13 protein-coding genes are annotated in these 12,022 nt (G+C 56.1%); 3 read left to right on the top strand and 10 right to left on the bottom strand.

Annotated elements, in window-relative coordinates:
• Window positions 1–92: 92 nt before the first annotated feature.
• The 7 genes from F1381_RS09395 to F1381_RS09365 form a co-directional block, all read right to left on the bottom strand.
• A complete protein-coding gene (locus F1381_RS09395) occupies window positions 93–707 on the bottom strand; it encodes a 50S ribosomal protein L25 (protein ID WP_187355266.1) in 615 nt (204 codons plus the stop codon).
• Between the two features lie 355 nt (window positions 708–1,062).
• Window positions 1,063–2,028 carry an ABC transporter ATP-binding protein gene (locus tag F1381_RS09390; protein ID WP_151734561.1) on the bottom strand — a complete coding sequence of 322 codons (966 nt, stop codon included), beginning with the start codon at window positions 2,026–2,028 and terminating at the stop codon, window positions 1,063–1,065.
• Window positions 2,021–3,004: an ABC transporter ATP-binding protein gene (locus F1381_RS09385; RefSeq protein WP_151734560.1), complete on the bottom strand. Its 984-nt coding sequence runs from the start codon at window positions 3,002–3,004 to the stop codon at window positions 2,021–2,023. The genes F1381_RS09390 and F1381_RS09385 overlap by 8 nt, the downstream gene beginning before the upstream one ends.
• A 14-nt stretch (window positions 3,005–3,018) precedes the next feature.
• Complete coding sequence (gene opp4C, locus F1381_RS09380) at window positions 3,019–3,942, bottom strand: oligopeptide ABC transporter permease (RefSeq protein ID WP_151734559.1); 924 nt, start codon at window positions 3,940–3,942, stop codon at window positions 3,019–3,021.
• A gap of 13 nt (window positions 3,943–3,955) precedes the next feature.
• On the bottom strand, window positions 3,956–4,909 hold the full coding sequence (locus F1381_RS09375; protein WP_151734558.1) for an ABC transporter permease: 954 nt from the start codon (window positions 4,907–4,909) through the stop codon (window positions 3,956–3,958).
• Between the two features lie 70 nt (window positions 4,910–4,979).
• A complete protein-coding gene (locus F1381_RS09370; protein ID WP_151734557.1) occupies window positions 4,980–6,758 on the bottom strand; it encodes an ABC transporter substrate-binding protein in 1,779 nt (592 codons plus the stop codon).
• A gap of 233 nt (window positions 6,759–6,991) precedes the next feature.
• Window positions 6,992–7,894 (bottom strand): ArsR/SmtB family transcription factor, encoded by a 903-nt coding sequence (locus F1381_RS09365; protein WP_151734556.1) that lies wholly within the window; start codon window positions 7,892–7,894, stop codon window positions 6,992–6,994.
• A gap of 210 nt (window positions 7,895–8,104) precedes the next feature.
• Here F1381_RS09365 and F1381_RS09360 point away from each other — a divergent pair, with 210 nt between their 5' ends.
• Both F1381_RS09360 and F1381_RS09355 read left to right on the top strand, forming a co-directional pair.
• Window positions 8,105–8,395: a GNAT family N-acetyltransferase gene (locus F1381_RS09360; RefSeq protein ID WP_151734555.1), complete on the top strand. Its 291-nt coding sequence runs from the start codon at window positions 8,105–8,107 to the stop codon at window positions 8,393–8,395.
• 34 nt (window positions 8,396–8,429) lie between these two features.
• On the top strand, window positions 8,430–9,284 hold the full coding sequence (locus F1381_RS09355) for a GNAT family N-acetyltransferase (RefSeq protein ID WP_151734554.1): 855 nt from the start codon (window positions 8,430–8,432) through the stop codon (window positions 9,282–9,284).
• Window positions 9,285–9,369: 85 nt separating this feature from the next.
• On the opposite strand, the gene F1381_RS09350 is transcribed toward F1381_RS09355, so the two are convergent.
• From F1381_RS09350 to F1381_RS09340, 3 genes are all read right to left on the bottom strand, one after another.
• Window positions 9,370–10,140: a hypothetical protein gene (locus F1381_RS09350; protein ID WP_151734553.1), complete on the bottom strand. Its 771-nt coding sequence runs from the start codon at window positions 10,138–10,140 to the stop codon at window positions 9,370–9,372.
• A gap of 2 nt (window positions 10,141–10,142) precedes the next feature.
• Complete coding sequence (locus F1381_RS09345; protein WP_151734552.1) at window positions 10,143–10,595, bottom strand: flavodoxin; 453 nt, start codon at window positions 10,593–10,595, stop codon at window positions 10,143–10,145.
• A 153-nt stretch (window positions 10,596–10,748) separates the two neighbouring features.
• Complete coding sequence (locus F1381_RS09340) at window positions 10,749–10,946, bottom strand: hypothetical protein (RefSeq protein ID WP_151734551.1); 198 nt, start codon at window positions 10,944–10,946, stop codon at window positions 10,749–10,751.
• A gap of 211 nt (window positions 10,947–11,157) precedes the next feature.
• On the opposite strand from F1381_RS09340, the gene F1381_RS09335 reads away from it, so the two are divergent.
• The gene (locus F1381_RS09335; RefSeq protein WP_151734550.1) at window positions 11,158–12,021 is read left to right on the top strand and encodes a class I SAM-dependent methyltransferase; all 864 of its coding nucleotides are present in this window, start codon (window positions 11,158–11,160) and stop codon (window positions 12,019–12,021) included.
• The last annotated feature ends 1 nt before the right edge of the window (window position 12,022 follow it).

Raw genomic sequence — 12,022 nt, 5'->3', positions numbered from 1 at the left:
CTAAAAAAAGCGGCTGATTGCGTCAACGATGCCGCAATCAGCCGCTTGCTTGTGTTTGGATTCATCAACCAGGCTCTGATAGCCTGTGATGCTTATTCTTCCGTCTGGCCTTCCTCCGCTGCTTCCGCTGCAGGTGCCTCTTCCGCCTCGGTTTCAGCCGGTTCTTCGGCCGCTACCGGAGGTGCGATTTTGACGACCAGCGTTTCCGGCGGGGTCAGCACTTCCCAGCCTTCATGCTGCGGCAGGTCAGAGACCAGCAGCTGATCGCCGATGTCCAGCCCGCTGATGTCCACTTCAAAGGTCGCGGTCAGCTTGTCCGGCAGTGTGCGGATATCGAGCTCGTACAGCTCCACCTGCTGAATACCTCCGGCCTTGACACCCACCGGATCGCCTGTGAAGCTGAAGGCCACCTTGGTGTCGAGCTCGGCTTTCATGTCAATCTGCTGCAGATCGACATGCAGCACCGAACGGGAAAGCGGCTGGCGCTGCACTTCCTGGATAACCGCGTTCTTCACGCCGGAGCCCGGCAGTTCCACCTTCAGGATCGCCCGGGGGTTTTTGTTCAGAATTTCATTTAATGCTTTGGCATCTGCCGAGAAGGATTGCGTATCTGAACCTGCACCGTAGATGACAACCGGTACAAAGCCTTTGCTGCGCAGCGAAGAGGTCGAACCTGTTCTTTCCGTCAAACGTACTGTGGTATTCATGATATTTCCTCCTAAAAGTTTTGTCAGCATAAGCTGCAATGAGTTGCTTCGTACAAAACTGGCTTCGGAAGCGTAGACCTAAGTTTTGTCAGCATAAGCTGCAATGAGTTGCTTCGTACAAAACTGGCTTCGGAAGCGTGGACTTAGTTTTGTCAGCATAAGCTGCAATGAGTTGCTTCGTACCACACTGACTTTGGAAGCATGAAAAAGAATAAGACCAATTAGCGCAATAGTCTAATTAGTCTCTTATTAACCATTTTGACCCGGTGTGGAATCAGTATAGCACTGCGTTTCGGACAAGTCAAAAAAGGAATATATTCAATTATCATCCATATATAACACCAAAATGCTGAAATCAAACCAGATGACAGGCGACAAAATGGCCGGTTCCCGCTTCCCGGAAGAGCGGGATTTCCGTCTTGCAGCGCTCGACGGCAAGCGGGCAGCGGGTATGAAATTTGCAGCCGGACGGCGGATTTACAGGACTCGGGATGTCTCCCTTCAGCACAATCCGCTCCCGTTTCAGCTTCGGAATCGGCACCGGCACGGCAGAGAGCAGGGCCTTAGTGTACGGATGCAGCGGATGCTTGAACAGCTCGTCCCGGGAGGCGGTCTCCACCATCGAGCCGAGATACATCACGCCGATCCGGTCGCACAGATGCTCCACCACGCTGAGGTCGTGGGAGATGAACAGGTAAGCCAGTCCCTTACTGCGCTGCAGGCTGCTGAACAGATTGATAATCTGGGCCTGGATGGACACATCCAGCGCCGAGACCGGCTCATCGGCAATGATCAGATCCGGATTCAGGATGAGCGCACGCGCAATGCCGATCCGCTGCCGCTGTCCGCCGGAGAACTCATGCGGGAACCTGTCAATGTGGTAGGCGGAGAGGCCGCAGGCCGCCAGCGCCTCCAGCACCAGTCCGCGCACCTCGGACTTCGTGGCCAGGCCATGGTCGAGCAGCGCTTCGCCGATCGCGTTCCCTACCCGGACCCGCGGGTTCAGCGCACTGTACGGGTCCTGGAAGATCAGCTGCATTTGCGGACGCAGCCGGCGCAGCTCTGCAGGCGAAAGGGAGTGTACATCGACTCCCTTGAACTTCACTTCACCGGCTGTTTTGTCCGTCAGCCGCAGGATGGTGCGTCCGACCGTGCTTTTGCCGCTGCCGGACTCTCCAACCAGACCAAAGGTCTCGCCCGGCATAAGCGTCAGGCTGATATCGTCCACCGCCTTGACCTGCGCTGCGGAGCGCCCGAACAAGCCCTGGCTCACCGGAAAATACTTCTTCAGATGGCTGACTTCCAATAGTGCCTCAGACATGAATCTTCGCCTCCTCGTACAGCCAGCAGGCTGCCTTTTGCCCGTTGCCGAGCGGCTGCAGCAACGGCTCGCGGCTGACGCAGACCTCCATGCAATGCCCGCAGCGGTCATGGAAATAGCAGGAGGGCGTCAATTCCAGCGGATTCGGCACCTGTCCCGGAATTGAATATAACTCCTCTGTGCGCCGCCCCATCACGGGCTTTGATTTCAGCAGCCCGCGGGTGTACGGATGCTTCGGGTCCGCAAACAGCGCCGTTACCTCCCCTTCCTCGACGATTTTGCCGGCATACATCACGATTACGTAGTCGGCCATTTCGGCCACCACGCCCAAGTCATGCGTGATGAGCAGCAAGGACATTCCTGAGCTTTCTTTAAAGGTGCGCAGCATATCAAGGATTTGCGCCTGGATGGTCACATCGAGCGCCGTCGTCGGCTCATCGGCGATCAGCAGCTTGGGGCTGCAGGAGACGGCAATGGCGATCATAATCCGCTGGAGCATGCCGCCGCTGAGCTCATGCGGATAGCTGGCGGCAATCTGCTCCGGCCGGGAAATGCCCACCTGCCGGATCAGCTCCACCGCGTGGGCCGCCGCCTCTTTCCTCTTCAGCTTCAGGTGGAGCATCAGCGGCTCCATAATCTGCTCGCCGATCTTCAGCACCGGGTTCAGTGAAGACATCGGCTCCTGGAAGATCATCGCCAGCTCATGGCCGCGGATCGCCCTCAGCTCATGCTTGTTCAGGCGCAGCAAATCGTCGTCTCCGAACGTTATGGCGCCCCCGGTGACTTTGCCGGCGGGCTCTTCGACCAGCCCCATCATGGACATGGCGGTAACGCTCTTGCCGCAGCCGGACTCCCCGACAATGCAGACGGTCTCGCCAGCCCGCACCTGAAAGCTGATCCCGTCGACGGCTTTGACCGTCCCCTCGTCCGTGCGGAACTCCGTATGCAGATTCTCTACTTTCAACAAAGGCTTCATCGGATGACAGCCACCTACCTCTTCTGTTTAGGGTCCAGGACGTCCCGCAGGCCGTCGCCGAATATATTGATGGCAATGACTATGGCAAAGATGGACACCCCCGGCGGAATCCACAGCCACGGATGATTCTGAAAATCGATCATATTGTTGGCCGCATCGATCATATTGCCCCAGGTTGGCGTCGGCGGCATGACCCCGAGACCGAAAAAGCTGAGCACCGATTCACTGAGAATCGCTCCGCCGATATTCAGCGTAGCCATGACGATCAGGAGCGGTACAATGTTCGGCAGCAGATGATGCAGCAGCTTCCGGCTGCTGCGCAGGCCGAGCACCTCTGCCGCCTGCATGAATTCGCGCTCCCGCAGGCTGAGCATTTGTCCCCGGACCATCCGCGCCATGCCCGGCCAGTTCACCGCACTGAGCATCAGCATGACCAGATACATCCGGTAATCCGTCGGTACCTTCCACTCCGACAGCATCGCGCCGAAAATAAACAGCAGCGGCAAATTCGGAACAGTCATCAGGAGATCGGCGATCCGCATGATAATCTGGTCGGTGATTCCCCGGTAATAGCCGGAGATTGCCCCGAGCAAGGCGCCCAGGAAAACGGAAAGCAGCATCGAAGCCAGCCCGACCGTCAGTGAGATCCGTCCGGCTTGCATCACCCGGGTCATAATGTCGCGGCCCAGCGCATCCGTTCCGAGCCAGTGCTTGAGACTCGGGGCTTTATTCATCATCGCCATATTGATTCTGTTGTCGGTATACGGCGAGAACAGCGGACCGATGAAGCACAGCAGGGTCATAAAGACGACGACGGCAAACCCCGCCACCGCCAGCTTGTTATGCATCAGCTTCCGCAGCGATTGTCCCAGCAGCGAGGACCTGCGCTCACGGGAGCGCTTCGGCGAAGCTGCCGCAGATACAGTGTTTGTTCGCATTTGTGCCGCCCCCTTACAGCCGCACACGCGGATCGGCTACCCGGTAGAGCATATCCGAGAGCAGCGTTCCGAGCACGGTCAGAATGGCAAGCAGCATCGTAAAACCCATCAGTAGGGGATAATCCCGCAGGCCGAAGGACTTCATATACAGCTGGCCGACACCCGGCCAGTTGAAGATTTGTTCAATGATAATCGATCCCCCGAACAAGGACGGCAGCTCAAAGCCGACCAGCGTGATCGCCGGCAGCAGTGCATTGCGCAAGGCATGCCGGAACAGGACCTTGCGTTCGCTGAGGCCTTTAGCCCGGGCGGTGCGGATATAGTCCTGGCGCAGCACATCGATCATCCCGCTGCGGAAATACCGGGTCAGCGAGCCGAGTCCCAGCAGCGTCATGACCACAACCGGTAAGGTCATATGCTGGATCACTTCCTTAACGTAAGCCATTCCGGTAGCATTGCTGCCGGTGGTGATCATCCCTCCCGGAGGCAGCCACTGCAGATCGACAGCCAGCATCTTGATCAGAAACAGCCCGATAAAAAAAGACGGCAGCGACATCGCGGCAAAAATACCGATCATCACCAGCGTATCAAACCAGGAATACTGCCGGTATGCGGAAATGACCCCGATAACGACCGCGATCAGCCAGGTAAGAAAGGTGGAAACGGCCGCCAGCAGGAACGAATTCCAGATGTAATCGTTAAACAGCTGCAGCACCGGCTTCTGCTGGGCCAAGGAATAGCCGAAGTCGCCGTGCAGCGCATTTTTCAGCCAGATGCCGTAACGTTCCAGCATCGGCTTGTTAAGTCCGTAGATTTCGCGCAGCTCCGCTTTGCGTTCCGCTGTCAGCTTGATGTTGCCGGTGATGAAATCGCCCGGCGTATTGGCGTAGAGGGCAAAGATCAGCAGCGAAGCGGCGAACAGGATCAGGATCATATACAGCAGTCTTTTGCTCAGATAGGTACTCATGATCGGCTCCCTTGATTTTACCCGCCCCCTGCCGTACAGACAGCTGCAGGCAGGGGACAAGAGCATGGATTTATTTCAATGTCCACTCGGGAAGACTGCCGGCAAGCCCGATGAACGGACTGACCGTCAGATTCTGAATCCGTCCGTTATAGGCATATACCGTCTTTTTATAGCTGGTGAAGATAATCGGCAGTTCGTCGTTCAAGAGCTGGTAAAGCTCTTTGTATACCGCTTTGCGCTGTTCGATGTCCGTCGTGGCCAGCGCCTTGTTATAGAGCTCCAGGAATTTCGGGTTGTCGTAATCGGTAATTTCGCCGTCGAAGAACTGCATGAACCCGTCGGCCGGGTCGGTCAGCATCGGCGTAGAGAAGGAGACCAGATCATAGTCCCCGCCCTCCACCTTGGAGACCAGCGAGTTGAAGTCGGCGAAGATTTCCGGCTGGAAGTCGATGCCAAGCTCCGCAAAGTTTTCTTTGGCTACGGCAATAAAGATGTCGGTGTTCTTGCTCTTGGAACCGAGATAGTGAAGGCTCAGCTTCTGCCCGTCTTTCTCGCGGATACCTCCTCCGCCCACGGTCCATCCGGCTTCGTCGAGCAGCTGCTTCGCTTTTTCCGGATCATAGTTGTATGGATTAATGCCTTCCTCGGTGTAGGCCCAGGAAATCGGCGAAGCCGGAATGTTGGCGATAGAGCCTGCGCCCTCAGCAGCATCGACATAAATGCTCTGACGGTCAAGGCCGTATACGATTGCCTGCCGTACCTTCTTATCCTTAAGCTGCTCATGCTTCAGGTTGACCTGCATATAGCCGTAGGTGCTCGGTGTATAAGGGATAATGTTGACGAAGCCCAGCGACTTCAGCTTCTCGATATTCTCTTCCGTCGCGCTGAACGAGGCATAGTCCACTTCTCCCGTCTCCAGGAACTGCCACGCGTCGCCCTGCGAGGTTTTGTAAATGAAATGCTCCGTCTTCGGTTTGCCCTTGTAATAATTCTCGTTCGCCGTGAGCCGCACTTCCTGGCCGGGCAGGAATTTCTCCAGCTTGTAAGGCCCGTCGCCGAGCGGCTTCTCGTGCAGCTTCTTGATGTACTCCAGATTGCCGAACGTATAATCCTTACCGTAATAGGCCTTGGAGAGGACATTGGAGCCGAGCGTCACCAGTGCTGTCGCATTGGGCTGCTCCAAAGTGACCGTAATCGTCTGCGGATCAATGACCTTGATCCCTTCGACGCTCTTGGCGGTGCCTTCCTTATAAGCCTGACCACCCTTCACCTTCAGCGAAGGCAGCGAGGAGCCGCCGTCATAGCTTATGTCATATTGAATCGTCCAGGTAAAAGCGACATCCTCCGCCGTCAGCGGCGAGCCGTCACTGAACTTCAAATCCTTCCGCAGGTGAAACGTGTATGTAAGCTGATCTTCCGATACCTCCCAGCTCTCCGCCAGATCCGGCACCGGCACCCCGTTGTTGTCCACGGTTACCAGGGATGCATAGAGCAGCGAAGAAACATTGCCGTCATAGCCGCTTTCCTGAAAATAAGGGGTAAACGCGCCGCTGGGATCTGTAAGCCCGACAATAATCGTATCGGTGCGGCTTTGCGCAGCGGCCGGCAGTTTGGTCAGGTCAGTAGCCGTATAGGGCTCATTGAGCGCTCCCGCCGGCACAGGCGCCGGTGAAGCGGTGGTTTGCGCTGTGGCGTCTCCCCCGGAAGCAGCCGATGGCGCCGCACTGTTCACGCTGTTTGAGCCGGTATTGCCGGACGCTGCGGAATTGTTATCGCCGTTGCTGCAAGCCGTGACCAGCAGCGATCCGGCAATCAGCAAGGAGGATAACAGCAATGTGCTTCTTTTCATGAGTATCATCTCTTTTCTCCAATTTTTATCTTCTAGAATTCCTACCCGCTAAGTATGATTAATAGCCGATAGTTCACATTATAGAAAGAGATTAGTGTTCTGTAAAGAGAGAACAACAAAATAATTCTTTAGTTGCAGAAACATATATTTTTCCAGACAAAAAAAAAGACCGATGTTCTCCCGATCGGGAGAACATCGGCCGAAATCAAGCCTGTTAACCAGCAAGCATGATCTTAGCTTAAATACTGCAGCAGCTGCGTATTCATTTGACGGACGCCTTCCAGTCTGAGACTGTAGGAGGTGACCGCTTCACCTTCGATATAAGCATGCAGCAGACCGGCACAGCGCAGGCTGAATACATGGTCATGGACGATGCCCTTGGAGATGCCGGCGCTCCGGGCGATTTCCGAGAAGGTTCTGCGCTCCTGCCCCAACGACTTGAGAATCCGCAGCCGGCTTTTCTCGCTCAGACTGCGCAAGGCTTTATACATGAATGGAGAGATTTCCTCCTCGCCGGCGGTAATCCGGGCCGCATAATGGCAGAGGGTCAGCGAACCAAAGTTATAAATGATATTGACCGGCTGAAAATGAAAATGCGGAATCAGCACCAGCCGGCGCAATCCTTCCACCGGAAGGAAGACGAATCCGTTCGTCGTCTCATCGACAAAATTCTGCACAGGGCTTGTTGCCAGCACGGCCCTCCGCTCCTCCGCATGCTCCTGAAGCTTACGCAGAACGTTATCATTACCGCTGCTAAAATATTGCCGGTTCCATTCCGAGAGCAGGAAGAGCATCCGGCTGCGGTACTCATTCATTTGGGTCGGGAAAATGCTGACATACCCGGAAAGAGTCTCATACATCTCACCGACCGATAATTGTTCCAGCCAGAGAAGCACTCCCTCCACCGTTGATTTGTCCGGACACAGGTAGAGCAGCAGATTGAGCAGCTTCCAGTCATTGTCCAATTCCGCATGCTCCAGCGCGAGGCGCAGCTCCGGACTCAGTGTAGCGTATACTTCAGCGGACCACTCGCTGCCGAGCTCGATCTTCCTGCCGGATTTTTTGCAGATATAAGTATGTATGCTGTTCACCAATTCGTAGATTGGCCAGAATTCAACCCCTACCTCATATTCCACACTCATTCCTCCTGATGCGACTTCTATTCTTTGCAGCGTTAGTGTCTTCATCTTAGGGCATTAGGCGGCTCAAACGCAAGCAGGGCGTGATCCGGGACGTTATAACTTACTAAACGGCGTTGTTTAATCTAAAAAAGTCGCGACCTCGCTTTTTCCAAATTCGGGTAGTACAATAGTAGCATTACAGCGAACAGGAGTGAGGTTAATAAGATGCACATTCAGAATGGAGAGAATCGTTTCTATATTGCTGGCGACGGTAAGGACCTGGCCGAAATTACATACAGATCGGATGAGGGCAACGGGGATATTGTAGTGGATCATACCTTTGTATCCGAAGATCTGCGCGGCCAAGGTGCGGGTGAGAAGCTGGTGCGGGCCGTGGTCGACAAAGCCCGTGCGGAGAATGTAAAGATTGTACCTGAGTGCACTTATGCGGCACATCAATTCAAGAAACACGCCGAATATGCGGACGTCCTGAGCCCGCGCGCTTCCAAGGAGTAAGCAATCCGGCGTGAATCGCTGGGAGGAACTAGGTTTGAATACGGAAGAAACATTGAAGCAAATAGAGGAATTGCAGCAGCGCTGCGAGCAATACGAGCACATTAACCTGAAGCTGAACTGGGATATGCTGCGCCAGGTGCCGGAAGACGGCGGGGCACAGTGGCTGGTGAAGGTTGAGGGAAATCTGCTGGTCGGGTTCATCGGACTGTACGGCATCGGAAGCGAGCTGGAAATCTGCGGCATGGTCCGCCCGGGCTACCGCCGCCGGGGAATCTTCACCGGTCTGTGGCAGCAGGCTCAGGACGTGCTCGCCAAAGGACCGGCCCGTTCGGTGCTGCTCAACGCTCCCGAGACATCCCAATCTGCCGCAGGCTTTCTGAAGAAGCTGCCCGTCTCCTTTCATCATGCCGAATATCAGATGAAATGGGACAGTGCAGCTGCTCAGGTACAGGCGGACAGCGCCGGATCTGCCGCTGCCGGGGAAGTCACCCTGCGGCCGGCGCGCGATGATGAGACGGATCTGCTCATCGCTCTGGACCTGGACGGCTTCGGCATGGACCAGGCGGACGCCGCCGGGATGTACAATCAGATTCAACCGGGAAACTCAGAGGAACATGTCCTGATCGAATGGAACGGCCAGCCCGCCGGCAAGATGCGGCTGTATACGGAAGACGGAGAGACCTGGATTTCCGGTTTTGTCGTAGATCGGCGGCTGCGCAGCCGGGGCATCGGGCGCAGCTCGCTGCTCCAGACCATTGAGCGGGAGCGGCATCACGGCAACAGCGTGAGCCTGGAGGTTGCTCTGGATAACCCGAATGCCCTGAAGCTGTACGAAAGCTGCGGATTTGTCATTCAGAACCGGCAGAATTACTACAGCTATAACGGATAATATCGTTCGACCGCAAAGAAGCCGGTTCCAGGAGCGGAACCGGCTTCTTTGCTATGTTCGTGCACGCCTGCACCGCTCGGAGGCGTTACATCAGTCCGTAGCAGGAAGCAGCGGGGCGGTCCGTTGCGCTTCCCCCGAATTTTGCGGCCAGCTCCGCGTCCTCCTCCTGCTTCAGTGTGACGGCAAGCAGACGGACGTAATCCAGCGATTCATCCAGTGAGAAGCAGGCTCCGTCATAGCAATGATTGCGGCCGTCCAGCAGCGAGAAGACTTCCACCGTCTCCGCCGGCCGGCCGTACGCCTTATGACAGAAGACATTGCTCATGTGCAGGAATCCCGCGATCACATCCTCGTGACCGCTTACCATAAATTTCTGGAGCTTGAGACCCCCGCCGCTCATCCCAGAGCCCCACGCCAGCTGAAAAATCATCGCCAGCTCAAGCTCAAGCTCCGGAACCTGGACATGCCACTGCTCGTACAGTTTGACCGGAATGTCCTGCAAATGGTTACAGGAGACAATCCGCATCAGCTCAGCGGCGATGGTGGTCTTCACTTCCCAGTAATGCAGCAGGGAGGGAAAAGCATTCCCTTTCGGCGGCCAGCGCCGCTCCAGGAGGAACTGGACCGGCGTCTCCCGGCGCACCTCCGGCTGGAGGCTGTAGAAATCGTTGAGCGTATGCCCCACCGCGTACTGGACCTGCTGCCTCCATACGGGCAGCCCGGTCGCCGGGCTGCCGGAGCCCCCGCCGGCTCCCCCCAGCATCAGATGCTCGGCGCGGAAATCATTGAGCCGGCTGTAACGGAGGCCTTGCCGGCCAGCCCCTTCCGCAATCAGACTTCCCGCTGTGCGGCCCATGCTCAGGACACCGCCGCGAAAGCTTCGATGAATTGGCGGCCGAAGCTGCGGCAGAGCTCTTTTTCCGCTGCATTCGGTCCATATTCGACCTTGAGGTTGTCCTGGACAATCACCCCCCCGCGTTCCTTCAGCTTCGCCTCCAACTGGTCCACTGCGCCGCAGTAGATTTCGTAACCGGTATCTCCGCTGCCGAATACAGCCGCCTTTACGCCCTGCAGTTCAAGCTCATCCATCTCTTCATAGAAGTCCAGGAACTCATCCGGCAGCTCGCCGTCGCCCCAGGTGTATGCCCCGAGCAGCACGCCTTCATATTCTTGTATCTCAATAGCGTTGCAATCGGTGACCGATTTCATGACCGCTTCCCCGCCCGCCGCGCGTATTCCTTCCACAATCAGCTCCGCCATCTCTTCGGTGTTGCCCGTCAAGCTGGCGAAGGCCACCAATACCTTCGGCATCTATCGTTCCTCCCTGGGTTCATCATGTTTCATCCCGCTTAGCTACCCACATTCTATTTGATAATGATTATCAATGTCAACTAGAAAGAAAAAATAATACGAACCTCATCCCCCGGCATCAGGGTTAAAGTTCGTATTTTCGAGGTCAGGAGTCTATTCTTGAGCCAGGTATCCGCCTTCAAGCAGCGTAATCCCATTGCCGTCCGGATCACGGACATTCCCGCCTCCTTGAGCGGCAGCCGTTTCCCAGAAACAGTGGATATAAGGCCGCAAAGCACGGCACGGCAGGAATTCGCTGGCAGCCGCCGGATTGGCCGTGAGCGGATAGCATAATGCCGAGAGGTCCAACATGTTCTCCACTCCTCCTCAGACATGCCCGTCTTATTTTACCTGCTTATTTCATGACGGTCTCGCGCGGCCGGCTTTCGTAAAGCCTTATACACAATCAATAGTCGGGACAAACTGAGAATAGTCGCAGGAATGGCAGAAAACGGTTTGTAGCGGCGGGGGGATATGTTGTACAATTAAGGCTAAATGAATTTTTTTGAAGGATGGATTATCGATGTATATAGCAAGCGAATGGCAGGACTATGAAGTACTTGATACCGGAGGCGGCGAGAAGCTGGAACGCTGGGGGGATGTCATTCTCCGCCGGCCGGACCCGCAGATTATTTGGCCGCTCTCCAATGATACCGGCAAGTGGCGCGATGTCCACGGGCATTATCACCGCAGCTCTTCCGGGGGCGGCCAATGGGAGATGAAGAAGCCGATTCCCGCCGATTGGAAGATCGGTTACGGCAAACTGAAGTTCCATCTGCGCCCGACGAACTTCAAGCACACGGGGCTGTTCCCGGAGCAGGCGGCGAACTGGAGCTGGATGATGGACAAGATCGCTGCGGCGAACCGCCCGATCTCCGTGCTGAATCTGTTCGCTTACACCGGCGGAGCAACGGTGGCTGCAGCCAGCGCCGGCGCTTCGGTCGTTCATGTAGATGCCGCCAAAGGCATGGTGCAATGGGCTAAAGAGAATGTGCAGTTGTCCGGTCTGGGTGAACGTCCGGTACGCTTCATCACCGACGATGTATTCAAATTCGTGCAGCGCGAGCAGCGCCGCGGCAGCAAGTACGATGCCATCATCATGGACCCGCCTTCCTACGGAAGAGGCCCCAGCGGTGAGATGTGGAAGCTGGAGACAAGCCTCTATCCCTTCCTGGAGAGCTGCATGCAGATTATGAGCGACAAGCCGCTGTTCCTGTTGATCAATTCCTACACTACCGGCATTTCTCCGACAGTGCTGCGCAATATGCTGGCCATGACGATGGGTAAACGTTACGGCGGCAAGCTGTCCTCCGGCGAGATCGGCCTGCCGATCACCGCATCCGGCATGACCCTGCCTTGCGGCATTCTCGGCCGCTGGGAGTCTTAAC

Origin of the sequence: Paenibacillus tengchongensis, assembly GCF_008973665.1 — a bacterium.
Lineage (GTDB): Bacteria > Bacillota > Bacilli > Paenibacillales > Paenibacillaceae > Paenibacillus_AQ > Paenibacillus_AQ tengchongensis.
This window is presented reverse-complemented; position numbering and strand designations above follow the sequence as displayed.